The organism is Bradyrhizobium sp. HKCCYLS3013, from assembly GCF_051167615.1.
GTDB lineage: Bacteria > Pseudomonadota > Alphaproteobacteria > Rhizobiales > Xanthobacteraceae > Bradyrhizobium.
Genome location: NZ_JBNPTK010000026.1, coordinates 1 through 25,129, shown reverse-complemented (window position 1 = coordinate 25,129; position 25,129 = coordinate 1). Strand labels below are relative to the sequence as shown.

At 67.2% G+C, this 25,129-nt stretch carries 23 protein-coding genes; 10 read left to right on the top strand and 13 right to left on the bottom strand.

Annotated features, from left to right (window positions below):
* Positions 1-220 precede the first annotated feature (220 nt).
* The 6 genes from ACQR1F_RS30345 (at position 221) to ACQR1F_RS30320 (ending at position 6,373) form a co-directional block, all read left to right on the top strand.
* Positions 221-1,117 carry a cobalamin B12-binding domain-containing protein gene (locus ACQR1F_RS30345; protein ID WP_434914425.1) on the top strand — a complete coding sequence of 299 codons (897 nt, stop codon included), beginning with the start codon at positions 221-223 and terminating at the stop codon, positions 1,115-1,117.
* Between the two features lie 138 nt (positions 1,118-1,255).
* Positions 1,256-2,623: a transcriptional regulator PpsR gene (gene ppsR / locus ACQR1F_RS30340; protein WP_315803456.1), complete on the top strand. Its 1,368-nt coding sequence runs from the start codon at positions 1,256-1,258 to the stop codon at positions 2,621-2,623.
* 14 nt (positions 2,624-2,637) lie between these two features.
* Positions 2,638-3,552 carry a chlorophyll synthase ChlG gene (gene chlG / locus ACQR1F_RS30335; protein WP_434914424.1) on the top strand — a complete coding sequence of 305 codons (915 nt, stop codon included), beginning with the start codon at positions 2,638-2,640 and terminating at the stop codon, positions 3,550-3,552.
* A complete protein-coding gene (locus tag ACQR1F_RS30330) occupies positions 3,549-4,883 on the top strand; it encodes a BCD family MFS transporter (protein WP_434914423.1) in 1,335 nt (444 codons plus the stop codon). The genes chlG and ACQR1F_RS30330 overlap by 4 nt, the downstream gene beginning before the upstream one ends.
* Before the next feature lie 3 nt (positions 4,884-4,886).
* A complete protein-coding gene (locus ACQR1F_RS30325; RefSeq protein ID WP_434914422.1) occupies positions 4,887-6,098 on the top strand; it encodes a geranylgeranyl diphosphate reductase in 1,212 nt (403 codons plus the stop codon).
* Between the two features lie 11 nt (positions 6,099-6,109).
* The gene (locus tag ACQR1F_RS30320) at positions 6,110-6,373 is read left to right on the top strand and encodes a hypothetical protein (protein ID WP_315803452.1); all 264 of its coding nucleotides are present in this window, start codon (positions 6,110-6,112) and stop codon (positions 6,371-6,373) included.
* Positions 6,374-6,631: 258 nt separating this feature from the next.
* Here ACQR1F_RS30320 and ACQR1F_RS30315 read toward each other — a convergent pair whose 3' ends face one another.
* Positions 6,632-7,066: a c-type cytochrome gene (locus tag ACQR1F_RS30315; protein WP_315803451.1), complete on the bottom strand. Its 435-nt coding sequence runs from the start codon at positions 7,064-7,066 to the stop codon at positions 6,632-6,634.
* 330 nt (positions 7,067-7,396) lie between these two features.
* Between ACQR1F_RS30315 and ppsR (ACQR1F_RS30310) the strand changes: the two genes are divergently transcribed.
* The gene (ppsR, locus tag ACQR1F_RS30310) at positions 7,397-8,767 is read left to right on the top strand and encodes a transcriptional regulator PpsR (protein ID WP_316183306.1); all 1,371 of its coding nucleotides are present in this window, start codon (positions 7,397-7,399) and stop codon (positions 8,765-8,767) included.
* Positions 8,768-10,942, top strand: a complete 2,175-nt coding sequence (locus tag ACQR1F_RS30305; protein WP_316183305.1) for a GAF domain-containing protein — start codon at positions 8,768-8,770, stop codon at positions 10,940-10,942. It begins immediately after the preceding gene.
* Positions 10,943-11,169: 227 nt separating this feature from the next.
* On the opposite strand, the gene ACQR1F_RS30300 is transcribed toward ACQR1F_RS30305, so the two are convergent.
* From ACQR1F_RS30300 to ACQR1F_RS30245, 12 genes are all read right to left on the bottom strand, one after another.
* Positions 11,170-11,847, bottom strand: a complete 678-nt coding sequence (locus tag ACQR1F_RS30300) for a heme oxygenase (biliverdin-producing) (protein WP_434881334.1) — start codon at positions 11,845-11,847, stop codon at positions 11,170-11,172.
* 17 nt (positions 11,848-11,864) lie between these two features.
* Positions 11,865-12,791: a photosynthetic reaction center subunit M gene (pufM, locus tag ACQR1F_RS30295; protein WP_315803447.1), complete on the bottom strand. Its 927-nt coding sequence runs from the start codon at positions 12,789-12,791 to the stop codon at positions 11,865-11,867.
* Between the two features lie 18 nt (positions 12,792-12,809).
* Positions 12,810-13,655, bottom strand: a complete 846-nt coding sequence (pufL, locus tag ACQR1F_RS30290) for a photosynthetic reaction center subunit L (RefSeq protein WP_315803446.1) — start codon at positions 13,653-13,655, stop codon at positions 12,810-12,812.
* Between the two features lie 134 nt (positions 13,656-13,789).
* Entirely contained in the window at positions 13,790-13,978 is a 189-nt protein-coding gene (pufA, locus tag ACQR1F_RS30285) for a light-harvesting antenna LH1, alpha subunit (RefSeq protein WP_315803445.1), read from the bottom strand.
* Positions 13,979-13,994: 16 nt separating this feature from the next.
* Entirely contained in the window at positions 13,995-14,225 is a 231-nt protein-coding gene (gene pufB, locus ACQR1F_RS30280) for a light-harvesting antenna LH1, beta subunit (RefSeq protein WP_315803444.1), read from the bottom strand.
* Between the two features lie 150 nt (positions 14,226-14,375).
* Positions 14,376-14,603 (bottom strand): hypothetical protein, encoded by a 228-nt coding sequence (locus tag ACQR1F_RS30275; RefSeq protein ID WP_315803443.1) that lies wholly within the window; start codon positions 14,601-14,603, stop codon positions 14,376-14,378.
* 29 nt (positions 14,604-14,632) lie between these two features.
* A complete protein-coding gene (bchZ, locus tag ACQR1F_RS30270; protein ID WP_434914421.1) occupies positions 14,633-16,084 on the bottom strand; it encodes a chlorophyllide a reductase subunit Z in 1,452 nt (483 codons plus the stop codon).
* The gene (gene bchY, locus ACQR1F_RS30265; RefSeq protein ID WP_434914420.1) at positions 16,084-17,631 is read right to left on the bottom strand and encodes a chlorophyllide a reductase subunit Y; all 1,548 of its coding nucleotides are present in this window, start codon (positions 17,629-17,631) and stop codon (positions 16,084-16,086) included. Before bchY ends, bchZ begins: the two co-directional genes overlap by 1 nt.
* 31 nt (positions 17,632-17,662) lie before the next feature.
* Positions 17,663-18,673: a chlorophyllide a reductase iron protein subunit X gene (locus ACQR1F_RS30260; protein ID WP_434914419.1), complete on the bottom strand. Its 1,011-nt coding sequence runs from the start codon at positions 18,671-18,673 to the stop codon at positions 17,663-17,665.
* Complete coding sequence (bchC, locus tag ACQR1F_RS30255; protein ID WP_315803439.1) at positions 18,670-19,611, bottom strand: chlorophyll synthesis pathway protein BchC; 942 nt, start codon at positions 19,609-19,611, stop codon at positions 18,670-18,672. Before bchC ends, ACQR1F_RS30260 begins: the two co-directional genes overlap by 4 nt.
* An 89-nt stretch (positions 19,612-19,700) precedes the next feature.
* Complete coding sequence (locus ACQR1F_RS30250; protein WP_434914418.1) at positions 19,701-20,846, bottom strand: methyltransferase; 1,146 nt, start codon at positions 20,844-20,846, stop codon at positions 19,701-19,703.
* 527 nt (positions 20,847-21,373) lie between these two features.
* Positions 21,374-22,243 (bottom strand): polyprenyl synthetase family protein, encoded by an 870-nt coding sequence (locus ACQR1F_RS30245; RefSeq protein WP_434914417.1) that lies wholly within the window; start codon positions 22,241-22,243, stop codon positions 21,374-21,376.
* Between the two features lie 122 nt (positions 22,244-22,365).
* Between ACQR1F_RS30245 and crtD the strand changes: the two genes are divergently transcribed.
* Both crtD and ACQR1F_RS30235 read left to right on the top strand, forming a co-directional pair.
* Positions 22,366-23,895, top strand: coding sequence for a 1-hydroxycarotenoid 3,4-desaturase CrtD (gene crtD / locus ACQR1F_RS30240; protein ID WP_434914416.1), 1,530 nt, complete (start codon positions 22,366-22,368; stop codon positions 23,893-23,895).
* A 20-nt stretch (positions 23,896-23,915) separates the two neighbouring features.
* Complete coding sequence (locus tag ACQR1F_RS30235) at positions 23,916-24,755, top strand: hydratase (RefSeq protein WP_434914415.1); 840 nt, start codon at positions 23,916-23,918, stop codon at positions 24,753-24,755.
* Positions 24,756-25,129: the final 374 nt, after the last annotated feature.

Genomic DNA, 25,129 nt, shown 5'->3' with positions numbered 1-25,129 from the left:
CCAGTGATGCGATGACGACAACCACAGGGGGATTGGTGGTGCACCGCACTCGGTCTGATCAACGTCACGTTGTGCAGTTCGCAGGTGGCGCATCGCAAATCCCCGAGTGCGAGCCCGATGGGGAAACGCTAGACCTGGGCTGGAAGAGTGTCAATCAAAATTGACGTCAAATAATATTGACGCAACGAGTGACGTGCGCTCATATGGAGGGGAGGCGCTTATGACCGAGCTCAATGAGACAGCCCGATTTCCGCGAGCCCGCTTTCGGACGAAGCGTGGGCAGCCCGGTTTTCATTCGCCGGCATCGCCGCGCATCGTCGCGCCGCTGCGCAACACACGTCATCCCCAACTCAACGACGCGATCGAAGCCGAGATCATTCCGCGGCTCGTGATGGCCCATGCCTCCGCGCTGGAACGCGTCCCGGCGATCATCACGGCCTCGGCGCAGGAGGCGGCTGATTTCGCCGAGCTCGTGCTGGACGCGGACGATGTTGGCGCGGTGGCCTGCATCCAGGCGCATCGCGATCACGGCGAGACCCTGGAGCGCATCTATCTCGATCTCCTGGTCCCCACCGCGAACCATCTGCGCCATCTGTGGGCGGACGACGAGCGCGACTTCGCCGACGTCACGCTCGCGCTGTGGCGGTTGCAGCAGCTGCTGCGGCATTTCAGCCCGGCCTTCTGCGCCGAGCTCGCGGTCGCGCCCGCAGGACTGCGCGTGCTGCTGACCACGGCGCCGGGCGACAGGCGCGAGCTGGGCCACATGATGTTCGGTCTCGTGCTGGCGGGCGAGTTCTTCCGTCGCGACGGCTTCGACACCTGGATCGAGCCCGACACTGCCGATCGCGGCTTCGTCGAGACGCTTCGCTCGCAGTGGTTCAATGTCGTCGAGTTCTTCGCCACCAGCGACAGGAAGCTTGACGATCTCGCCTCAAACATAAGGATGGTCCGGCGCGAGTCCTCCAACCAGGACGTCGGCGTGCTGGTCTGCGGTCCTGCTTTTATTGAACGGCCTGAACTCGTTCTCCTGGTCGGTGGCGACGGTGTCGTCTCCGATCCGAGCAGAGAGGCTTCGCAAGCCCGGCACGTCGTCAGTCTTCTGACCGAACGGCGATAGCTGAGGGTGCAGTGAAGATGAATGCTGGAACGAGACTTGCCGCGCGAAGGCTCCTTGACTGGGAGGACAACGGCGTTGGTGAGGGCGTTCAGAGCTCCGAAAGAGTCGCTTGGCGACCTCAATGCGGATGTTGCGGGCATGCTGGTGGCCGCAGCGTCCGACATTGCGCTCGCGCTCGACGCCGACGGCAACATTCAGGACCTGGCTTTTCAACAAGCCGGCCTGCCGCTTGAACTGAGAAACACAGACGCGTGGATCGGCCGATCCTGGCAAGCAACAGTGTCCGAGGAAAGCCAGACAAAGCCAGAGCTGCTGCTCACGGAGGCCTCCCAGCGCAAGGTGTCGCGCTGGCGCGAGGTGCGTTATCCGGCCGCGCGCGGGCCTGACATCCCGATCCTGTTCGCGGTGGTGGCGATCAAGGGCGCGGCGCGCTTCATCGCGGTCGGCCGCGACGTGCGCGCCACCGCCGCGCTCCAGCAGAAGCTGATCGAGGCGCAAGTTGCCATCGAGCGCGACTATTCGCGCATGCGCAACGCCGAATCGCGCTACCGGATCCTGTTCCAGATCACGTCGGAGCCGGTCCTCATCGTCGATGCGGTGAGCCATCGCATCGTCGAGGCCAACCCGGCCGCGGCCGCCCTGCTCGATCACGGCGCCGCCAATCTGATCGGCAAGCTGTTTCCCGATGCGCTGCTGCTCGACGACATGGCGATGTCGCAATCCCTGTCGCTGGCGATCCGCTCGCAGGGCAAGATCGAACGCGCCAGGATCCGGCTCGACGGCGGCCGCGACTATCTGCTCGACGGCACCTTCTTCCGGCAGGACAACGCGTCGCTGTTCCTGCTGCGGTTCTCGCCGCTGGCCACGCAGCCTGCACTCCCGAAGAGCTCCGACGTCAACACCCAGCTCGTGCAGTTCGTCGAATCGGCCCCCGACGGATTCGTCATCACCGACATGGACGGCCGCCTGCTGCACGCCAACGCCACCTTCCTGCAGCTCGCGCAGATCGAGAACATGCACCAGATCCTGGGCGAGACGATCGACCGCTGGATCGGCAAGTCGGCGATCGATTTCTCGGTCATGCTGACCAATCTGCGCCAGCATGGCAGCGTGAAGCTGTTCTCCAGCGTCGTCCGCGGCGAGCACGGCTCGCCGGTCGACGTCGAGATCTCCGCCAGCACGGTCGGGGCGCCCGGCCAGGCCAGGCTCGGCTTCACCATCCGCAATGTCGGCCCGCGCATCTCCAGCGACGGCGGCGACCACGGCTATATTCCACGCTCCCGTGAGCAGCTCGCCGAGCTGATCGGCCGCGTGCCGCTCAAGGAGCTGGTGCGCGAGACCACCGACGTGATCGAGCGGATGTGCATCGAGACCGCGCTCAAGCTGACCGGCGACAACCGCGCGACCGCTGCCGAGATGCTCGGCCTCAGCCGACAGAGCCTCTACGTCAAGCTGCGGCGCTATGGCCTTGCCGAGCCGAGCGAAGAAGACAGTCAGTTGGAATAGGTGGAACAGTTGCAATGACCGAGATCGCGCCCGTCCCGCTCGCTCCAGGGCTTCCATCAAGGCTTCGGCCCTCGGCCGTTCTCGAGCTGTTGAAGCCGATCACGTGGTTTCCGCCGATCTGGGCGTTCGGCTGCGGTGTGGTGTCGTCAGGCGCGCCGCTGGCGTCGCGCTGGCCGATCGTGATCGCGGGCCTCGTGCTCGCCGGGCCGATGGTGTGCGCCACCAGCCAGGCCGTCAACGACTGGTTCGACCGCCATGTCGATGCGCTCAACGAACCGGACCGCCCGATCCCGTCGGGCCGCATTCCCGGACGCTGGGGTCTCCATATCGCGCTGATCTGGACGGTGCTGTCGCTTGGCGTCGCCACCCTGCTCGGCACCTGGGGCTTTGCCGCGGCGGCGCTCGGCCTTGCGCTCGCCTGGGCCTACAGCGCGCCGCCGATCCGGTTGAAGCAGAACGGCTGGTGGGGCAACAGCGCCGTCGGCCTCTGCTATGAAGGACTGCCCTGGATCACCGCGGCGGCGATCATGAGCGCGCAGGCGCCGTCCTGGCCGGTGCTCTCGATCGCCCTGCTGTATAGCGCCGGCGCGCACGGCATCATGACCCTGAACGACTTCAAGTCGATCAATGGCGATCGCGTCAGCGGCGTCAATTCGCTGCCGGTGCTGCTCGGGCCCGAGCGCGCCGCCCGCCTCGCCTGCATCACGATGGCGCTGGCGCAGGTCGCGGTGCTCGTGCTGCTTATCGTCTGGAGCCGACCGGCCCATGCCACGATCGTCGCAGCGCTGATCGCGGCCCAGCTGGTGCTGATGCGGCGCTTGATGACGAATCCGCGCGAGCTCGCGCCCTGGTACAACGGGACCGGCGTGCTGCTCTACGTGCTGGGCATGCTGGTCACGGCCTTCGCGCTGGCGGGGTTGCCGGCATGAGCAGCGCTGCGCCCGCTCCTCTGTCCTGGGTCGGCATCGTCAGGCTGGGCCTTGTGCAGACCGCGCTTGGCGCGGTCGTGGTGCTGACCACCTCGACCTTGAACCGCGTGATGGTGATCGAGCTCGCTCTGCCGGCCATGATCCCCGGCCTCCTGGTCGCGATCCATTACGCGATGCAGGTGCTCAGGCCCTGGCTCGGTCATGGCTCCGACGTCGGCGGGCGTCGTTTCGCCTGGATCGTCGGCGGCATGGCCGTGCTCGCCGCCGGCGGCCTGCTGGCCGCCGCCGCTACCGCGCTGATGGCGACGCATCTCGCTCTCGGTCTCGCGATCGCCGTGGTCGCCTTCATCATGATCGGCATCGGCGTCGGCGCCGCCGGCACCTCACTGCTGGTGTTGCTCGCCAAGCGCACCGCGCCGGCGCGGCGCAGCGCCGCCGCCTCGATCGCCTGGATCATGATGATCACCGGCTTCATCATCACGACCGCGGTCGCCGGCAAGGCGCTCGATCCGTTCTCCGGCGAGCGGCTGATGCTGGTGTCCGGCACGGTGTCGGCGATCGCCATGGTGCTGACCTTGCTGGGCGTCTGGGGGATCGAGCAGCCCGACGCGTCTCCTCACACGACCTCCGGCGCCGCGAATCGCTCCGGCTTCATGGAGGATTTCCGCGAGATCTGCCGGGAGCCGCAGGCGCGACGGTTCGCGATCTTCATCTTCGTCTCGATGCTGGCCTACAGCGCGCAGGACCTCATCCTGGAGCCGTTCGCCGGCAGCGTGTTCGGCATGACGCCGGGCCAGACCACGCAGCTCTCCTCGGTGCAGCACATGGGCGCGCTGATCGGCATGATCCTGATGCCGGCGATGGCGAGCCTGCATGCCGACTGGCGGACGCGCCCGCAGCCCTGGATCATCGGCGGCTGCCTCGCCTCGGCGCTGGCGCTGCTCAGCCTGGTCGCCGCCGCCACCGTCGGCCCGGCCTGGCCGCTACGCGCGTCCGTGCTGCTGCTCGGCATCACCAACGGCGTCTACGCCATCGCCGCGATCGGCGCGATGATGAACATGGTCAGCGAAGGCCGCGACAATCGCGAGGGCACGCGCATGGGCCTGTGGGGCGCCTCGCAGGCGATCTCGTTCGGCATCGGCGGCTTCGTCGGCACCGCGGCGGCAGACGCTGCGCGTCACCTTATGCCGTCGACCGCCTCGGCCTACGCGGCGGTGTTCGCCGCCGAAGCCGCCTTGTTCGTTCTCTCCGCCTGGCTCGCGATCTGGATCAAACGCCCGCGCGAGCAGGCGGCGCCGCTTCAGCCACAGCCGGCCAACCAGGGAGCCTGACCGATGAGCCCCTCCTCCAGCCCGGAGACCTTCGACGCCGTGATCATCGGCGGCGGACCGGCCGGCGCAACGGCCGCAAATGATCTGGCCCGCCTGGGCCATCATGTGCTGCTGCTGGACCGAGCCGGCCGCATCAAGCCGTGCGGCGGCGCCATCCCGCCGCGGCTGATCGCCGAGTTCGAGATTCCCGACCATCTGCTGGTGGCCCGAATCTCATCCGCTCGCATGGTGTCGCCGAGCAACCGGGACGTCGACATGCCGATCGACGGCGGCTTCGTCGGCATGGTCGATCGCGAGCATTACGACGAGTGGCTGCGCGCACGCGCGGCGGAAGGCGGCGCGATCCGCCGCACCGGAACCTTCAGCCATATCGCGCGCGACGACGACGGCAGGTCGGTGGTGCACTACGTCCGGCGCATGGACGACGGCAGCGTGCGCGAGGACAGCGTGCGGACGCGCGCCGTGATCGGCGCCGACGGGGCGGTCTCGGCCGTGGCGCGCCAGTGCATCCCCGAAGCCAGCGAGATGCGCTACGTGTTCGCGTATCACGAGATCATCCGCTCGCCGGACCGCAGCCATCCGGTGTTCGATGCCGCGCGGTGCGATGTCGTCTATCGCGGCCGGCTGTCGCCGGACTTCTACAGCTGGGTGTTTCCGCACGGAACGACCACCAGCATCGGCACCGGCAGCGCGCATAAAGGCTTTTCGCTGCGGGGCTCAGTCGCCGAATTCCGCAAGGCTGCCGCGCTCGACGATCTCGACACCATCCGCCGCGAAGGCGCGCCGATCCCGCTGAAGCCGCTGTCGCGCTGGGACAATGGCCGCGACGTCGTGCTGGCCGGCGATGCGTCGGGCGTGGTGGCCCCGGCCTCCGGTGAAGGCATCTATTACGCGATGGCTGGCGGCCGCGCGGCCGCCGACGCCGTTGCCTTGTTCCTTAAGACCGGCGATGCAGCCGCCCTGGCGACGGCCCGCAAATCCTTCATGCGCAGGCACGGCGCCGTGTTCTTCATCCTCGGTCTGATGCAGCGCTACTGGTACACGAGCGATGCCCGCCGCGAGCGCTTCGTCGCGATCTGCCGTGACAAGGACGTCCAGCAGCTGACCTGGGACGCGTACATGAACAAGGAATTGGTCCGCGCCAAGCCGCTGTCGCATGTGCGCATCTTCTTCAAGAACATCGCGCACCTCACCGGGCTCGCGAGGGCGGCGTAGCGGCTCGCGCGATGGATGAGCTGTTTCACAGCCCGCATCTGGTCGACCTGATCCTAACGGTGGTCGCGGTGGAGCTTGCGGCCGTGACGTGGATCTGGCAGCGCCACCGCCGCGGCATCAGCCCGCTCGCGCTGCTGCCCAATCTGCTCGCCGGGGTGTTCCTGCTGCTGGCTGTACGTTGCGCGCTGACCGGGGCGCCGTGGTTCTGGCTCGCGGGCTGCCTCGCCGCCTCCGGCCTCGCCAACGCGGCAGATCTCAGGCAGCGGTGGCGTTGAGGCATATCGCCTCTTCAAATGACTCATGCGCTCGGCCCGCGCAAACCCCGCTGACGCAAAGGGCACCCACAGCTGTCGTCCCGGCGAACGCCGGGACCCATAGCCACCGGCAACTATCGGTTTCACAGAAGGCTCAACGCGTAGCGTGCCCCAAGGGAGATCACGCGGTATGGGTCCCGGCGTTCGCCGGGACGACACGGGTGCGTGCGGAAGGTGCGCGGGCAACCGCTCAGAACCTGAGCGCGGTACCGACGCCGCTCACTTCTTCTCAGAGAACGTCTTCAGATACGCGATGACGTCCTTGCGCTGCTGCTCGTTGGCGAGCTTGAACACCATCTTGGTCGAGCCGGTCGCCTGATCCGCCTTGCCCTTGTCGGTGAGGAACTTCTTCAGGAAGGCGTTGGGATCCGGGAGGTATGCGAAGATATTGTCCTCGGTCCAGACGAGCCCCGCCTCGCCGGCATGCTTGTTCAGCTCCGAATAGGCAAAGCCCGGATAGGTCCCGGTGGGCCGGCCGACGACGCCGGTGAGTACCGGACCGACGGCGTTCTTCGCCTCCGGTCCGATCCGGTGGCACGTCATGCACTGCTTGAAGACCTGCTCGCCCTTGGCAGCGTCCCCGCCGTCCAACGCGAACGCGGCGCCCGCCGACATGGCAGTCATGACCGCTGCAACCAAACCCGATCGAAGCATATGCGACCTCCCGATGCGTCGTTTTTGTTAGCCCATGTGATTTGCTCCTTACAGGTAACAGTGTCACGTAATCTTGTCATGCCTGGTTCAGGCGAAAGTGAGCGAATAAGTCGCAGCTCGAACATGCAATAGGCGCAGGGATACCAACGAAAGCTGGATGCTCCGAAATAAGCCTTGACAGCGAGCGCCCTGCATGGGCTAACGACATTCTCAAGACTCTCAATACGTTAGCGGGATGGGGCGCAACACCTTCAAAATGCGCGCCAAATGAACTGGCCGCGATCCCCCGAGCGTCTCAAGAGGGTGCCAAAGATAACGGGTGCCAAGACCATGGCCGAGTTTCACGGTCCACGACCCGACGTGACATTGCTGCTGGACATGGACGGCGTGATCCGTGAGGCGACGCTGTCGCCGAACATGTCAGCCGAGAATGTCGACATCTGGCTCGGCCGTCCCTGGTCCGAGATCGTCGATGATGCGAGCGAGAAGATCGAGCGCATCATGCAGGACACCAAGCGGACCGGCATTTCCGCGTTCCGGCAGATCACGCAGCGGTTCCCGAGCGGTCTCGAGCTGCCGATGGAATTCACGACCGTGCTGCTCGGCGGCCGGGCCGGCATGCTGGCGATCGGCAAGAATCTGCAGGCGGTCGCGGAGCTCCAGGCCCGGCTGATCTCGGCCCAGCAGACCATCGAGCGCGACTACTGGAAGCTGCGCGAGATCGAGACGCGCTACCGCCTGGTCATCGAGGACTCCAACGAGGCTGTGCTGCTGACGAAAGTGTCAGATCTGCGCATCGTCGAAGCGAATCGGACGGCGGCGGCCGCGCTCGGCGTTTCAAGCCGTCGCCGGGACAATCTGGTGGGCCGCGAGTTCCTGCAGGAGATCCCGCAAAAGGATCGCGAGCCGGTAGAGCTGATGCTGAGGCGCGTCCGCGACCAGGGCAAGGCGCCGGGCATCGTGATTCACCTCGGCCACGACACCGCACCCTGGATGCTCCGGGGATCGCTGATGACCAGCGAGACCGCGCCGATGTTCCTGCTGCAGATGGCGCCGATCGGCAAGGCCGCGCAGCCCGGCCCGGTTCCCGACGATCCCGAAGCGCTGATCGACAATCTTCCCGATGCTGTCATCAGCATCGATGGCACCGGTGCCATCAAGCGGGCCAATCGGGCCTTCCTGGAGCTGGTCGAGGTCGGATCGAAAGAGGCGCTGATCGATGAGAAGCTGAGCCGGTGGCTGACGCGCCCCGGCGCCGACCTTTCGGTGCTGATCTCCAACGTCGAGCGCCATGGAGCCGTCCGGCTGCTGTCGACCACGATCCAGGGCGAGCTCGGGACCGAGACCGAGGTCGAGATCTCGGCTGCCGCCCATGGCCTCGACGGCCAGCGCCGGATCGGCCTGGTGTTGCGCAACATCGCCAGGCGGTTGTCGCCCGCGGCGGAGCATGACAATCTGCGGGTCGCCCTCGCGGGCCTCAATGAATCCGTCGGCAAGACACCGTTGCGCGACCTGGTGAGGAGCACGGTCGAAGTCGTCGAGCAGCATTACGTCCGCGCTGCGCTCGAGCTCGCCAACGGGAACCGGACGTCGGCTGCCGAAATTCTCGGCCTCAGCCGCCAGAGTCTTTACGCCAAGCTCGATCGGTATAATCTGAGCCAACTCGAAGAAAGCGACGAGGAAACCGAAAAGGGGAGATAGTTGCCCGTTCCGCTGACAACGCCGGCCTTCGGCCACGCTACTCTTGCGGATTGCGAGCGTGAACAGATTCATCTCGCAGGCTCGATCCAGCCGCACGGCATTCTCCTGGCGGTCAAGGAGCCCGACAACATCGTCATCCAGGCCAGCACCAATGCGGCCGTCTTCCTCAACACCGGCTCCGTGGTCGGCCGTCCCTTGCGCGATCTTGGCGGCGACCTGGCCCTGCAGATCCTGCCGCATCTCAACAGCCCGCTCCATCTGGCTCCGATGACCCTGCGATGCACCGCCGGGGCGCCGCCGCGCCGGGTCGACTGCACGCTTCACCGACCCTCGAATGGCGGGCTGATCGTCGAGCTGGAGCCGGCGACGAAGACGACCAACATCGCGCCTGCGCTCGACAGCGCCTTCCACCGCATCACCTCGGCCTCATCGTTGCTCGGCCTGTGCGACGAGACGGCGACCATCTTCAGGGAGATCGCCGGCTACGACCGCGTCATGGTCTATCGCTTCGACGAGGACGGCCATGGCGAGGTCTTGTCGGAGCGGCGGCGGCCGGATCTGGAGGCCTTTCTCGGCAACCGCTATCCGGCATCCGACATTCCGCAGATCGCGCGCCGGCTCTACGAGCGCAACCGCGTGCGCCTCCTGGTCGACGTCAACTACACGCCAGTGCCGCTGCAGCCGCGCATCTCGCCGCTCAACGGCCGCGACCTCGACATGTCCCTGAGCTGCCTGCGCAGCATGTCGCCGATCCACCAGAAATACCTGCAGAACATGGGCGTCGGCGCGACGCTGGTGTGCTCGCTGATAGTCAGCGGACGGCTGTGGGGACTGATCGCCTGCCATCACTATGAGCCGCGCTTCGTGCCGTTCGACATTCGCGCGGCAGGCGAGGCGCTGGCCGAGACCTGCGCGATCCGGATCGCGGCGCTGGAGAGCTTTGCCCAAAGCCAGTCCGAGCTGGTCGTGCGCCGGCTGGAGCAGCGGCTGGTCGAAGCGGTGTCGCGCGACGGCGAATGGCAGGCGGCGCTGTTCGACGGCTCGCAGTCGCTGCTGCAGCCGCTCGGTGCGAGCGGCGCGGCGCTGCTGTTCGAGGGCCAGGTCACGACCGCCGGCGACGTCCCGTCGACGCAGCGCATCCGCGATCTCGCCGCCTGGCTCGATCGCCGGCGCAACACGCCGGGAGCAGCCCCCGAGGGCTTGACGGCGACCAGCTCGCTGACGCTCGACGAACCGTCCTTTGCCGACATCCGCTCGATCGCCAGCGGCCTGATCGCCGCACCGCTGTCGGCGAGCGAGGGCGAGTATCTGTTGTGGTTCCGGCCGGAGCAGGTGCGGACGGTGACCTGGGGCGGCGATCCGCTCAAGGCCGTCATCATCGGCGACGATCCGTCGGATCTGTCGCCGCGGCGCTCGTTTGCGAAATGGCATCAGCTGGTCGAAGGCAAGTCCGAGCCCTGGTCGAGCGCCGAGCTCGCCTCCGCCCGCGTCGTCAGCGAGACGGTCGCCGACGTGGCGCTGCAGCTGCGTTCGGTGCGCATGGTGATCGCGCAGGACCAGCTCGCCACGATCAGCGCCCAGGTGCTGCGCTCGGAGCAGCCGGTCATCATCGCCGATGTCGAGGGCCGCATCCTGCTGATGAACGAAGCTTTCGAGCAACAGCTGCGCGCCTCGCATCCGCACATCCCGTATCTGCGCGATCTCGGCAGCTACTGCACGGCGCCGGCGGAATTCCGCGCCAATCTCGACGACCTCATGCGCAACAAGCGCAGCTGGCGCGGCGAGCTGACGCTGACGGGCGGCGCCTCGCCGCAACGGCCGTTGATGGTGCGCGCCGACCCGGTGATCGCGCCGTATGATCGCGTGCTCGGCTTCGTGCTGATCTTCTCGGACTTGACCGAGCGCAAGACCGCCGAGGCGGCCCGGGCGCGCTTCCAGGAAGAAATCGACGGCGCCCGCCGGCCGACGCTGCGGCTCGATCAGAGCGCAAGCCTGATCTACAAGGAGCTCGCCGCCTCTACGGTGGAGAACGCGCAGCTCGCCGCGCTCGAGGTGACGCACGGTGCACAGGCCGGCAGCATGCCGGAGATGCTGGAGAGCATCCGCAATTCGACGACGCGGACGCTGGAGATCCTGGAGCATCTGGTGTGGTATCGCTCGCAGAGCGAGGAGTGAGACGGGGAGGGTGTCTGCGGTACGTCGCTGATTGATGCCGTCCCGCACCCGTTTTGACTACGCAGCTCGTATTTTGACGAAATCGCCCGATATCTCACCTGCGGTCTACTCCCCCTTGCTGGGAGGGAAGCCGACCTCCGCCGGCGGAAACACATCGATTCCAACGCGGTCTCGTGCCGGACCGCATCGCTGACGCATGAGATTGATATGGCTGGACCTCGGCCGCCTCAGCCAGCGAGCCCAGCCGCCTGCTGGAGCGCCTGCGACAGCGCGATGTTCAGCTGGAAGGCCGTGGCGGCCTCCTCGATGACCGCATCATGCTCGGCCATCGCCGCACCGGCCTGCTCCAATGCGTCCCTGTAATCATCCTTGAAGCACGGAATATCGGCGATCTCTGTAAACTCGTAGAACGACAGCGCCTCGGGCTTCAGTTCGAGCGAGCGCGCCAGGATCTTCTTGATGATCTGGCCGCCGCTGAGATCGCCGAGGTAGCGCGTATAGGCGTGCGCCAGAAGCGGATGGCCGGAGCCGGAGCCTGCCTCGTGGATAGCACGAACATAGGCGATCGCCTCGGGCAGCAACGGCAGATTGCGCGCTTCGAGCTCGGCGAGATCGGCCTTGATCGCAGCACTGCGATGCAGCTCCAGCCGCACGATGCGGCCCGTCACTGGCGTGCCCTGATGGCGGAGCAGCTCCGCTTCGAGCGTCTCGTAGACCGGCAGCAGATTGCGCAACAACAACGCGTAGGCCTGTCGCGTGCCGCGCCCCCGCAACAGCTCGGCCACGATGCCGGCCCGCTCCGCGGTGACGTGGAGCGTCTTGGTCCGCTCCCGCATCGCCTGCAAAAGACTGGCCGGACGCGTGCTGCGCCCGGCCATATCGATCTGTTCAACTCTGTCCAACATCTCTCGACCTGCAGGACTCAGCGCGGTGGCGCCAGCCCGTGTTTCACGCCCCAGTCGAACCAGTTATCGACCACGGTGCCCGACAGTAGGATACCGATGCCCCCGGTCAAGGTGCAAAGCACGGCGAACCACCAGGCCCAGCGATGGATCGATTCGGCCGTCGCATTGAAGCCCATCGTCCAGCGCCAGAACAGCGCACCACGCTCGAACGCCGTGCCGCGATCGACGATCTGCTCAAGCTCACGCTCGCCGCCGTAGCGGCTGATCGCCAGCACCGTCGCGCCATGCATCGCGAACAGCAGCGCCGACCCGTACAGGAAGGCGATCGAGAGCATGTGGAACGGATTGTAGAACAGGTTGCCGTGGGTGATGGAGAAGTTGTTGGTCCAGTCGAGGTGCGGGAAGATGCCGAACGGCACCGCCTCGCTCCAGCTCCCCATGAAGATCGGCCGGATGAAGCCGAGCACCAGATAGAGCCAGATTGCCGACGCGAACGCCCACGATACATGCGTGCCGAGACCGAGCGCCCGCGCGCGGCGATAGGTCCGCGCCCACCACAGCAGGATCGACGTCGTCAGGAAGAAGCCGGCCATCAGCCACCAGCCGCCCTCCTGCAGCGGCGGGAAGATCTGCAGGCCGTATTCCGGCGCCGGCGGCTGCAGCGCCAGCCACGGGAACTGGCGGATGAACTCGAGCGGGCTCCAGTTCACCGATGCCAGCATGTTGAGACCGATGATCTCGATCGCAACGAAGCCCGACATCAGCGACGCGAGGCCGAGAAAGCCGAGATAGACCGGGCCGACCTGGGCATCGCCGAGCTTGCCGAACCAATAGTTGAAGCTGCCCTTGCCGATGCGCTCCCAGACGCCGGGCTCGATCGGGATACCCGGATAGATCGCACTACGAACTTGGATCTGCGTGAAGATGTTCTGGTATTGGGCCATGACGACCTCTCCTTGAACTCATTGCGGCGGCGACCAGATCGGGACGTGGCGCCACCAGTCCCACCAGTCCGACCAGGCATTGCCTTCCGGCATCAGCCAGGCGGGACCGGAGATGACGATGCAGACGGCGCTGAAGAACACCGCCGACAGCGCCAGGAACAGACCGAGGCGATGGATGCCGAGCGTGCCGATGGAGTAGCCGAGGAGATCGCGGAACATGGTGTTTTCATGCTCCGGCGACTTCATCTCCTGGCCCTTGCCCGGGTTGGCGGCCGACAGGATCAGCGAGCCGTGCAGCGCGAGCGCGAGACACGTCGTGAAGAAGAACGTGATCGCGATCATGTGCGCAGGATTGTAGTGGAAGTTGCCGAACTGATAGCCGGTGTTCGACACCCAATCGAGGTGAGTGATGATGCCGTAGGGGAAGGCGTAGCTCCATGAGCCCATCAGCACCGGACGGATCACCTCCAGCGTGAAATAGGCGAAGATCGCAAAGCCGAAGGCGAACGGCACGTGATAGCCGATCGCGAGCTTGCGGCAGATCTCGACCTCGCGCAGCGCCCATGAGACGAAGGCGCCGAGCGCACACACCGTGATGAGCTGCCAGAAGCCGCCCTCGGTGAGGGGCGCGAACGACAGCCCGTATTTGGCATCGGGCGGGTTGATGCTGATCTGCCAGAGATTCCACGTCGGTCCGAGCGCCGTGGCGTAGAGGATCAGCGCCACGCCGACAAAGGTGAAGAAGATCGTCGTCACGCCGAAGAAGCCGACGTAGAACGGTCCGACCCAGAAATCGAAGAGGTCGCCGCCGATCAACGTGCCGCCGCGGACGCGGTATTTTCGTTCAAAGCTGAGCATTGCCATCGGTCCTGCCTCCGCTGCCCGTCGCGCGATATGCTACGTGTCGTGTCGTGAATTCGTTGGACGAGAGGATTTGGGAAGCGGGCGAACGGGGTCTGCCGCCGTCGCCCGTCCGCTTCCCTCTGGTCGTCGAGCTGCTAGCTGAGCTTCACCGGCGTTGCCGGATCGGAGATCGACGACGTCTTCGCTGCACGCGGCCCCTCCAGCCAGTTGAACCGGTTGGTGCTGAGCAGGATGAAGTGAATCACCAATGCCAGTCCGAACAGGAACACGCCGAGAGCCACGAGAACCCTGCGGGGATCGAACAACAACCACAAGCGCCACATAGTTTTCTCCTTTCGATCAGGTCAGGTAGGAGAGCGCGAGAGTGGCGTAGTGGGCTGCCCCATCCATCGCCGCCTTGTAGCCAGTCGGCCCGGGCAGCCAGGGACGCCACATCCAGGCGAGAATGTGGGCGACGATCGCAACCGCCGTGAAGACCACAAAGCTCGTCATGAAGATGCTATGGAATTCCCTCGCCTCCGCTTCGGTCAGCCCTGACAGAGAGCCTCCCTTGTTTGGTACGTCCACCATAGTGGTACCTCCTGGTGTTGGCCTTTCGGCCGGATGCCGTTCACCGAGATGAGCGGCGTCGAAGTGTCATCCCGTCGCCGGGATGACATCCGTGCGGCGAGCCGCACGAACTCCTTGCGAACCCAGAGAGCGCACTGACCGCTCTCGAACTCAAAGTCCCATGAAGGACGAGGTCGCGCAGTTCGCGGCCTTGATCCTCGCTTCACCGACGATCGCGCCGAGCGGCGCCGGCCGGTGGCCGGTGATGATGGAGCCGATCCGGCGCAGCACGCCCTCGACCATCAGCACGGCGAAGCACATCGCGTAGACCAGGAGATAGTCGATGCGCTCGCGCGATCTCGGTGCGACGTCACGATCCATGCGTTCGTATAACGACATCGTCCTCTCCCTCTCCGCTATCCCCGTGCCTACGCGGCCTGGCCCGTTGCGAGCTGCGACCGCGCATGCGCGAGAACGTCCTCCGTCACCTTGTCGAGTCCAGCCTGGCGCGCACCGCGCTCGGCGGCGTCGCGCAGCCGCTTGGCCGCCGAGATCCGCACCAGCACCGGCTGGGTCTCGATGATCTGGTCGAGCGCGAGCTTGGCCCCGTCATCCCATGGCAGCTCACGCTCGAGCCGCGCCGGCGTCGCCGCGATCTGGTCGAGCTGGGTTGCGAGCGGCAGGATGTTGAACAGCGCATCGAACAGCGCGTTGCAGACCTCCTGCACGACGTAGGTCGCCCCCGCATAGCCCATGAACGGCGTGCCGGTGTGGCGCCGGATCACCGTGCCCGGGAACGAGGCCGGGATGTAGACCGACCGGTTGCCGGCTTCCGCCGCATACATGCGTTCGTTATAGCTGCCGAACAGCACCAGCGGCGGCCGCTCGTGGATGGCCTTGCGGATGGCATCATTATCGGTCTTGGCGCCGGCACAGCGCGAGATCGCGAAGTGGCAGGGAAGCCCGAGCTCCATCTCCAGGAAATTGCGCAGGCCGCGTGCGTAGGTCTCCGAGGCGACGATGCCGAAGCTCGCGGTGCCGAAGAAGTCCTGCGTCACCGAGCGCCAGAGGTCCCACAGCGGCTTGATCGTCGTATGCTTCTCCCGGGTGATGAACGGCTCGGGATCGAGGCCGAGCATCTCGCCCAGCGAGCGCAGGAATTTCGTCGTCGAATGCAGCCCGATCGGCGCCTGCAGATAAGGCCGCTCCAGCGTCTCGCACAGCAGGCGACCGAACTCGCGGTACATGCAGATGTTGACATCGGCATTGACCAGCTTCGGCACGTCGGCGAGGTGGCTGCCGAGCGGGAACACCATGTTGATCTCGGCGCCGATGCCTTCGACCAGGCGGCGGATCTCGGCGACATCCGACGGCATGTTGAAGGTGCCGTAGATCGGACCGATGATGTTGACCCTGGGCTTCTCGCCGTCGGCGCGCGGCTTGCGCTCAGGAATCCGGCGTGGGCCGTATTCGCTCCACAGCCAGCTCAACGCGCGGTTGGCGCTCTGCCACTGGTCCTCGTCGATGGTGCGCGGCAGGAAGCGCTTGATGTTGGAGCCTTCGGGCGTGACGCCGCCGCCAATCATCTCGGCGATCGAGCCGGTGACGACCACCGCCGGCAGGTCGGGATCGAGCGCGGCGCGGGCGCGCTTCATCGCCTGCTCGGTGCCCTTCTGGCCGAGCTCGTCCTCGCCTAACCCCGTCACGACGATCGGCAGCTCATGCGGCGGCAGGCCGTCGGTGTAGTGCAACACCGAGGTCACCGGCAGGTTCTCGCAGCCCACGGGGCCGTCGATGATGACCTGCAGGCCCTTGATCGCGGTGAACGCGTAGACCGCTCCCCAATAGCCGCCGGCGCGATCGTGGTCGAGGATCAGCATCACACCATCTCCTCGGACTTGCGCGCCTTCGCCTGCGCCGCGACCGTCCTGCGATACTTGTCGCGGAAGTCGGGACGCGCGACAGGGGTGCCCTGCCACACGCCCGCGGTGTCGCCCTCACCGACACCTTCGAAGAAGTCGCGCATTTCGTCGAAACGCGCCTTGCCGGCAATGGCCGCATTGACGACCTGGGCCAGCGAGCCGGCGCCGGAGACGCCGAACAGCGGCCGCGCCGAAATGAGATTGGTGAAGTAGAGCGACGGGATCGCGCGCGCCTTGGCTTTCTGCACGACCGGCGTGGTGCCGATCGCAAGATCCGGCGCGAACTCATCGACCGCCGCGAGATCCTGCTCCAGCGAGGCGCGGTACTGCACGCGCACGCCGCGGCTCTCGAGCCAGGCACAGTCGGCCTCCGACCAGCGCGTGCGCGGACAGGCCGTGCCGACATAGCGCAGGTCGGCGCCGCTCTCGACCAGCAGACGCCCGACCAGCAGCTCCGATCCCTCATAGCCCGACAGCGTGATCCGGCCGCGGATCGGAGTCGCCGTAAGCGCGCCGCGGATCGCCGGCAGCACCTCGTTCTTGGCCGCATCGATCTGCGCGCGCCCGACGCCGCAGACCGCGCCAACGGCCTCCAGCCACTCCGCCGTGCCATCCCAGCCGACCGGCGCCGAGCCGATGATCGGGCGGCCCGCCGCCTCGAACTCACGGATCGAGGCCGTGTAGAACGGATGGATCGCCGCCACGGCCGCGCAGTCCAACGCGCCATACAGCTCGCGCCATTCGCGCGTCGGCACCGCGGGACCCGCGGCGAGACCAAGCGGCGCCAGCATCATGCCGATGCCGACGGGATCGGCCGGAAACATCTCACCTAACAGCGCGATGGTCGGCCGATCGCCGCGCGGCACGCGTGGCGCCTGCACCGGACCCTGCTCCGCCTCGCGGCGCGCGTAGCTCAGCATCGCGCCGGCGAGCACGTCCTTGGCCTCGGCATGGGTCGGCACGCCAAACCCGGGCACGTCGATGCCGATGACGCGGACGCCGTTGATCTCCTTCGGGAGAATCTGCAGCGGCACGCCCGACGCGGTGGGCACGCAGAGATTGATGATGACGACGCAGTCGTAGTTGGCGGGGTCCGCCAGCTTGAACACGGCCTCGCGGATGTCCTCGAACAGCTTGCCGGTGACCAGCGTCTCGGAATTGAACGGGACGTAGCCGACGCTGCGCCGCGCGCCGTAGAAGTGCGATGTGAAGGTGAGGCCATAAACGCAGCAGGCCGAGCCCGACAGCACCGTCGCGGTGCGCCGCATGCGCAGGCCCACGCGCAGCGAGCCGAACGCCGGGCACATGCTCTGCGGCTGGTCGTGCGGCCCGGCCGGATAGTCGGCCGCGTAGCGCGCCAGCACCTCGCTCTTGCCGGCGGCATCGGCCGCACGCTTGAGCTCGGCCTTGCCGGCGTGGCAGCCGAGCGCCTCGGGCTGCGCCGGCATGCCTGCCGCTGCGCCGCTCTGCGCGCTGATTGCCTGATGGACCACAGCATCGCTCATTGCGTTACATTCCGCTCGTCAGCCGATCCCATCACACATTGTCGTAGATCACTTCGAGCGACGGCTTGCTCACCGCGGTGCTGCCGCACATGTCCTCGAGCGTCGCCTGCTCCAGCACCACGTCGCGCCCGACCTCCGAGGCCTTGAACAGCCCGAGAAGACCGTCATGCGTCAGCGGATGCGGATGCCGCGGCGGCGCATCGGCAACGTTGGCCGCGAGCTGCTCGAACAGCGGTGCCCACGACGTGCCGGGGCGGCCGATGATCTGATAGCTCGCGCTCTTGCGGCGGATGTCGTCGTCGGCCGGGATCGAGGCCAGCACCGGAATGCCGGCGGCTTCCGCGAACGCCGCAGCCTCGCCGGTGCCGTCGTCCTTGTTGATGACGATGCCGGCGACGCCGACATTGCCACCGAGCTTGCGGAAATACTCGACCGCCGAGCAGACATTGTTGGCGACGTAGAGCGACTGCAGGTCGTTGGAGCCGACGATGATCACCTTCTGGCACATGTCGCGCGCGATCGGCAGGCCGAAGCCGCCGCAGACGACGTCGCCGAGGAAGTCCAGCAGCACATAGTCGAAGCCCCAATCGTGGAAGCCGAGCTTCTCGATCAGCTCGAAGCCATGGATGATGCCGCGTCCGCCGCAGCCGCGGCCGACCTCGGGCCCGCCAAGCTCCATCGCGAACACGCCGTCGCGCTTGAAGCAGACGTCGCCGATCTTGACCTCCTCGCCGGCGAGCTTCTTCTTCGACGAGGTCTCGAGGATGGTCGGGCAGGCCCGGCCGCCGAACAGCAGCGAGGTGGTGTCGCTTTTCGGATCGCAGCCGATCAGCAGCACCTTCTTGCCCTGCTGGGCCATCATGTAGGACAGGTTGGCGAGCGTGAAGCTCTTGCCGATGCCGCCCTTGCCGTAGATCGCGATGATCTGCGTGGCCTTCTTCGGCGCAGCCGTCACCGGCGCATCCGGCTCGATCGCGGCCTCGGCACGCAAGGCATCCGTCATCGCGGCAAGATTGGCGGTGATCTTGGTCGGGGCGTTCATGCGGCAGCTCTCCAGTCCAGGACCATCTTGAGACATGAGGGATCGTCGAACGCGGTCTGGTAGGCACTCTCCGCGGACAAGGCGTCGGCGTGGTGCGTGATCAGCCCGTCCAGCGACAGCCGACCGGTGTCGATGAGATTGCGCACCGCGAGCAGATCCTCGTGCGTCCATTCGGCGGCGACGCGGATCGCCGCCTCGCGCATGAAGGCCGGCGGGTAGGAGAAGGAGAGCGGCGCGCTGTAGAAGCCGGCGAGGATGATCTCGCCACGTGGCGCCAGGCGAGCAATGAGGCTGTCGAGCAGCCCGGCATCGCCGCTGGCATCGAAGATCAGCCGATAGTCGGGTCTGCTGTCCTCTGAGGGATCGATGACGCGATAGCCCGTCGCACCAACGGCGCGCTCCGGATTGCTTTCCCACACCACGGGCGGATCGCCGCCCATCGCCACGATCAGCCGCGCCAGCAGACGGCCGAGCACGCCATGGCCGACGACGCATTCGGCCTGGCCGTCACCACCGATCTGCAATGCATGATAGGCGGTGGCCGCCAGTGCCAGCAGCACGCCGCGCTGGCCCGTCGTCTCATCGATCGCAACAAGGCGCTGTGCGGGAACGTTGAGACGCGAGGCGGCGGCGCCAAACAGGCTCCTGACCTCGCCGAAGCAGCGCGCCGCGCCCGGCACGAACACGCGCTCGCCCTTGCGAAAACCGGAGTTTGGCGCGGCGCGCGCGACGCGGCCCACCGCCTCGTAGCCCGGTACGAGCGGATAGCCCATGCCCGGGAAGGACGGCATCCGTCCCTCGTACAGCAGCCGCTCGGTGCCGGTGCTGATCGCGCTCCATTCGATGTCGACGGTCAGGCAGTCCGGGGCATCCGCCAGCTGCAGCTGTTGCAGCGACAACTCCCTCGGCCTCCCCAGTACGACGGCGATCGCGTCCATAGCCCAACTCCCCGGCGACGCCCGCTTAGTTAGGGATGTGAGGTTAGTCCGACTATGGAGAGTGTCAATATATATTTACAGTTTGAGTGTCAGCTTTTCGCGACAATCACGCTGGCGATCAGCGGGATCCGGGTGCGAAGCACTCGCACCTGCGAAAAACCCGCCGCGTGGAGCAGCTCGCGCAAGCGGGCGGGGCTGCGCGGCCGCCCCTGCCCCATCGCGCGCAGATAGATCTCGAAATAGGCGCTGACGCCATCGCTGCCGCCGGCCGCCTCGCGCATCGGCTCGCCCAGCAGCAGCACGCCATCGTCAGGCAGCGCGGCGCGCAGCTTCGCGAGCAACCGCGCCACGGCCTCGTCGTCGTGATCGTGCACGACCCGAATCAGCGAGATCACGTCCGCGCCGGTCGGGAGCGCATCGTCGTAGAAGCTGCCGGCCGTGATCGTGACGCGATCGGCCAGCCCGGCCTTGGCGAGACGCTCCTGCGCGATCGCGGCGACCTCCGGCAGATCGAACAGCTTGAGCTGCAGCTGCGGCGCAGCCCGCGCGGCGGCGGTCAGAAAGCTGCCGTCGCCACCGCCGACATCGAGCAGGCAACGGTGGCCACTCAAGGGATAGGCTGCGAGGACGACGTCCGCGATCATCGGCTGCGACGCCGCCATCAGCGCCGTGTAGGGCGCGACGCTGTCGCGTGTCAGCGCATCGCCGGTCTTGTCCAGCGCATACGGCCAGTACTGCGCGAGCCGGCGCTCGCGGTCCTGTCCGCGCAGCAGCGCCACGGGATCGGTGAGATCGGCATACAGCGCGGCGTGATGTCGAACCATGGCGGCGATGCCGGGATTGCCGAGCAGCGCCGCGCCGAGCGGCCCGAGCCCGTAGCACGCCGCACCGCGACGCTCGAGCAATTGCAGCGCGCTCGCCGCCTCGCACAAGCTCTCCATCGCGGCCTCGGGCACCACCGCGCGCGACGCCAGCGCCGCGAGATCGCACGGCCCGGCGCGCAACGTCTCGAACAGATCGAGCTGCACGCAAGCCGCCAGCGTCTGCGAATAGACGAACCCTGCGCACAGGTCGAACAGCTCCGCCGCCCGCCTGCGCGCAATCGGCCGCGTCAACGGAAACGCCGCCGCCCAGCGCTGGAACGCCGCACTCGCGAGCAGCGCGTCGCGCCAGCCGCGCCAGCGATCAATGAGGCTGATCGGGGGCGGAGTGTCGTGGCGGACGACGGTCGACACGGATCAATGCTCCAGTCGGCGGGCAATAGCGCATCGACGCGCACCACTGCCCAGCCTCCCCTGGAGGGCAGGGCAATCGCATGTGGCGATCGCCGTTTTGTGCTCGTCTCTCTCCACGTCGTCATGGCCGGGCTTGTCCCGGCCATCCACGTCGGCCGGCATGCTGAGAACGACGTGGATGCCCGCGACAAGCCCGGGCATGACGGAGTAACTAACTTGCAGGATCGTTCGTCGCGACAGCCCGGAATTTCCACATGCGATTGCCCTCCCCTGAAGGGGGAGGGTCACCGCGCGCAACGCGCGCGGTGGGGTGGGGTGAGCCCGGAAACAGGTGAGGATGGGTCGAGGCAACATCAGGTTTGCCGGCACCGGCGCCCGCGAAGCCATCAGCACCACAGGCGCGGACAGTCCGTCACCCCACCCCGCCGCGCATGCCGCTGCGCGCATGCTCGGCGCCCCTCCCCCTCCAGGGGAGGGTGGGCACTGTGCGCGCGGCGCGAGCGTTGCCATTCAACGCGGCCGAAACATCACGCCGCCGACGCCGCCAGGCGGCGCGGCACCAGGCGCTTGGCTTCCTGCTCCATGAGCATGCGCAGCTCGTGCGCGTGGGCGCAGGGCGGCATGGTGCGGATGCCGTCGGCGACGAGATCGTGCAGATAGCTGACGGCGCCGGCGAGCCCATAGATCAGTACAGCGTTGGGCCGGCCATGCGCGGCGTCCTGGCCGACGGGCTTGCCCGCCTCCTCTTCATCGCTGGCGGCATCGCGGATGTCGTCGGCGACCTGATAGGCCTCGCCGATGGTCTCGCCCAGCGTGCGCCACGCCTCCGGATTCTCATGCCCCGCTGCAGCGGCGCCCGACACAGTGGCCGCCGCAAACAGCGCGCCCGTCTTGGAGCGGTGATAGCGCGACAGGTCGATCTGCGGCTCGCACTCCCAGGCTTGCCCGGCCGAGATGCCATGCGGCACGCCGACGGCATCGCCGATGGTCGCGATCAGCTGCGCCAGCCGCAGCGGCGAGCAGCGCGACTTGGCGAGCGTCTGGAATGCGAGCACGATCAGCGCATCGCCCGCGAGCACCGCGAGCGGCTCGCCGAACGCGGCATGCACCGAGGGCCGCCCGCGTCGCAGCGCCGCGTTGTCGAAGCACGGCAGATCGTCATGCACCAGCGAGGCGCAGTGCAGCAGCTCGATCGCGGATCCCGCCGCATCGGTCGCGGCCGGCTCGTCGTCGCCGCAGGCGCTGGCCACCGCATGACAGAGCCGCGGACGAACCCGCGCCCCCTTGGGAAACACCGCGGCCTGCATGGCGGCCGAGAGGCGCGGCGGGCATCCGGGCCGGTCGGCCAGGGCGACCGCTGTGACGAGGGATTTCTCGATCCGGGCCATCACGTCCATGCCAGCCTCCCCTGCCGCGAGGCCTATGCCGGTCCTCGCCTATGTAAATTTCAACTTACACCCATAATGTAAATCATGCTAGACATTTCCTGCGTCAGGCCGAGCGGACAGGAGCACAAGCGATGGCCGATCACCGCGTGATCGTGGTTGGCGCCGGCATCGCCGGCCTCAGCGCCGCGCTCACCCTCGCCGCGCGTGGCGCCGAGGTGACCGTGATCGAGCGCGCCGCCGCGCCTGGCGGCAAGATGCGCCAGATCGCGATCGGCCCTGCCCGGATCGACTCCGGCCCCACCGTGTTCACGATGCGCTGGGTGTTCGACGAGCTGTTTGCGGAGCTCGGCACGGCGCTCGAGGATCATCTCACGTTGACGCCGCTCGACATCCTCGCGCGCCACGCCTGGACCGACCGCAGCCGGCTCGATCTGTTCGCCGATGAGGAGCGATCGGCCGATGCCATCGGCCATTTCGCCGGACGCAGCGAAGCCGACGGCTATCGCGCCTTCTGCCGCGACGCCCGACGCATCTTCGAGGTGCTGCGCGATCCGTTCATCCGCACCCCGGCGCCGAGCATGACGCATCTGCTGCGCAATGCCGGCTTCCGCGATCTCACGGCGATCCGTCCGTTCCAGACGCTGTGGAAGGCGCTCGGGGGCTATTTCCGCGATGCCCGACTGCAGCAGTTGTTCGGCCGCTACGCGACCTATTGCGGCTCGTCGCCCTTCCATGCGCCGGCGACGCTGATGCTGGTCGCCCATGTCGAGCAGGCCGGCGTCTGGCTGATCGACGGCGGCATGCATGAGCTCGCCGCGTGCCTCGCGGCGCTGGCGCGGCGCCACGGCGTCAGCATCCGCTATGACGCCGAGGTCGCCGGCATCGTCACGAGCGCCAGTCGCGCCGCGGGCGTACGGCTCGCGACCGGTGAGCAGATCACCGCCGACGCGGTGATTGCGACGGCCGATGTCGCCGCGCTGGCGCAGGGGCTGTTTGGCGCGGACGCCGCGCGCGCGCTGCCGGCGATCCCGCAGTCCGCGCGCTCGCTCTCGGCGATGACCTGGAGCTGCCTCGCGCGGGCCGACGGCTTTCCGCTGGTGCGGCACAACGTGTTCTTCTCGCGCGACTACCGCGCCGAGTTCGATCAGCTGATCGACCGCCGCGCGATGCCGGCCGAGCCCACCGTCTATGTCTGCGCGCAGGATCGCGACGACCAGCCGCGCGAGGCCGGCGGCAACGAGCCGCTGTTCGTCCTGATCAACGCGCCCGCGTCAGGTGATCATCATCGCTTCGCTCCCTCGGAGATCAGCCAATGTGCCCGCCAGACCTTCGACCTGTTGCAGCGCTGCGGCCTCAGCATCGCGACGACGCCGGAATTGACCCGGGTGACAACGCCGACGGACTTCAACCGGATGTTTCCTGGCACGGGGGGCGCGCTGTACGGCCGCAGCTCGCACGGCTGGATGGCATCGTTCCAGCGGCCGGGCGCGCCGACCAGGCTGCCGGGGCTCTACGTGGCGGGGGGCAGCGCGCATCCGGGACCGGGCGTGCCGATGGCGGCGCTGTCGGGCCGGATGGCCGCTGCGCGGGCGATCGCGGACCTCGCTTCGACCGCATTGTCCCGGACCACGGCTATGCGTGGTGGTATGTCGACGCGCTGAGCGATGACGGCCGCTTCGGCATGACGCTCATCGCCTTCGTCGGCAGCGTGTTCTCGCCGTACTACGCGTGGGTGCGGCGGCGGGGAGCGGCTGATCCCGAAAATCACTGTGCGCTCAACGTTGCGCTCTATGGCGCGCGCGCGCGGCGCTGGGCCATGACCGAGCGCGGACGCGGCGCAATCACGCGCGAGCCTGCGAGCCTCGGGCTCGGTCCGAGCAGCCTCGCCTGGAACGGCCGCGAGCTCACCATCGAGATCAGCGAGGTCAGCGTGCCCTGGCCGCTGCCACTGCGCGGTCGCGTCCGCGTCGTGCCGACGGCGCTGAACGAGATCGCGTTCACGCTCGATGCCGAGGGACGCCACCGCTGGCAGCCGATCGCGCCATGCTGCCGCGTGTCGGTCGATTTCGATCACCCGGATCTGCGCTGGCGCGGCGACGGCTATTTCGACATCAACCATGGCGACGCGCCGCTGGAGCGCGACTTCCAGAGCTGGCAATGGTCGCGCGCGGCGACGCGCACCGGCACCGTGATCTCCTATGACACGGTCGCGCGCGACGGCGCCGATACGTCGCTCGCGCTGCACGTCGACCCCGCGGGCCGTCTGGAATCGATCACGCCGCTCACGGAGGCGCCTTTGCGCAAGACGCTGTGGCGCGTCGACCGCAGCGCCCGCGCCGACGCCGACGCACCGGTGCGCGTCGTGAGCACGCTGGAGGACGCCCCGTTCTACGCGCGCTCCCATCTCGCCGCCCGTCTGCACGGCGAGGATGTCGCGGTGATGCATGAGAGCCTGTCGCTCGACCGCTTCCAGATGCCGATCGTGCAGGCCATGCTGCCGTTCCGGATGCCGCGGTGGTGAGGGCCGGAGAGGACGAGGTTGATCAAGAGGCCGATAAGAACGCAAACGCTTCGCCCCAGGGCGTGTGCTTTCGCGACAAACCAACAGGTGTCGTCCCGGACAAGCCGTGACGCGCCCCAGCGCGTCACAGCGCCGATCCGGGATCCATACGCCGCGGCCTTAATGATGGGCAAAATGCCAATAGCCAGCCTGCCTCAAACCGCTCCCTGGGGGTATGGGTCCCGGCGTTCGCCGGGACGACGACTGAGAACATGGCGCCGACTTCCGATAAAAATAAATCTCTTGCGATTTTTCGTGAATCATGATTATCTCCGCGCATCCCGCCTCACCGCAGAGGGGCGTAGCGCGCGATCGTCACGACACGCGAGGTGGGG

Coding starts and splice junctions, on each gene's coding strand:
- ACQR1F_RS30345 (WP_434914425.1), top strand. CDS start 221: ATGACCGAGCTCAATGAGACAGCCCGATTTCCGCGAGCCCGCTTTCGG.
- ppsR (WP_315803456.1), top strand. CDS start 1,256: ATGCTGGTGGCCGCAGCGTCCGACATTGCGCTCGCGCTCGACGCCGAC.
- chlG (WP_434914424.1), top strand. CDS start 2,638: ATGACCGAGATCGCGCCCGTCCCGCTCGCTCCAGGGCTTCCATCAAGG.
- ACQR1F_RS30330 (WP_434914423.1), top strand. CDS start 3,549: ATGAGCAGCGCTGCGCCCGCTCCTCTGTCCTGGGTCGGCATCGTCAGG.
- ACQR1F_RS30325 (WP_434914422.1), top strand. CDS start 4,887: ATGAGCCCCTCCTCCAGCCCGGAGACCTTCGACGCCGTGATCATCGGC.
- ACQR1F_RS30320 (WP_315803452.1), top strand. CDS start 6,110: ATGGATGAGCTGTTTCACAGCCCGCATCTGGTCGACCTGATCCTAACG.
- ACQR1F_RS30315 (WP_315803451.1), bottom strand. CDS start 7,066: ATGCTTCGATCGGGTTTGGTTGCAGCGGTCATGACTGCCATGTCGGCG.
- ppsR (WP_316183306.1), top strand. CDS start 7,397: ATGGCCGAGTTTCACGGTCCACGACCCGACGTGACATTGCTGCTGGAC.
- ACQR1F_RS30300 (WP_434881334.1), bottom strand. CDS start 11,847: ATGTTGGACAGAGTTGAACAGATCGATATGGCCGGGCGCAGCACGCGT.
- pufM (WP_315803447.1), bottom strand. CDS start 12,791: ATGGCCCAATACCAGAACATCTTCACGCAGATCCAAGTTCGTAGTGCG.
- pufL (WP_315803446.1), bottom strand. CDS start 13,655: ATGGCAATGCTCAGCTTTGAACGAAAATACCGCGTCCGCGGCGGCACG.
- pufA (WP_315803445.1), bottom strand. CDS start 13,978: ATGTGGCGCTTGTGGTTGTTGTTCGATCCCCGCAGGGTTCTCGTGGCT.
- pufB (WP_315803444.1), bottom strand. CDS start 14,225: ATGGTGGACGTACCAAACAAGGGAGGCTCTCTGTCAGGGCTGACCGAA.
- ACQR1F_RS30275 (WP_315803443.1), bottom strand. CDS start 14,603: ATGTCGTTATACGAACGCATGGATCGTGACGTCGCACCGAGATCGCGC.
- bchZ (WP_434914421.1), bottom strand. CDS start 16,084: ATGCTGATCCTCGACCACGATCGCGCCGGCGGCTATTGGGGAGCGGTC.
- bchY (WP_434914420.1), bottom strand. CDS start 17,631: ATGAGCGATGCTGTGGTCCATCAGGCAATCAGCGCGCAGAGCGGCGCA.
- ACQR1F_RS30260 (WP_434914419.1), bottom strand. CDS start 18,673: ATGAACGCCCCGACCAAGATCACCGCCAATCTTGCCGCGATGACGGAT.
- bchC (WP_315803439.1), bottom strand. CDS start 19,611: ATGGACGCGATCGCCGTCGTACTGGGGAGGCCGAGGGAGTTGTCGCTG.
- ACQR1F_RS30245 (WP_434914417.1), bottom strand. CDS start 22,243: ATGGACGTGATGGCCCGGATCGAGAAATCCCTCGTCACAGCGGTCGCC.
- crtD (WP_434914416.1), top strand. CDS start 22,366: ATGGCCGATCACCGCGTGATCGTGGTTGGCGCCGGCATCGCCGGCCTC.
- ACQR1F_RS30235 (WP_434914415.1), top strand. CDS start 23,916: ATGACGCTCATCGCCTTCGTCGGCAGCGTGTTCTCGCCGTACTACGCG.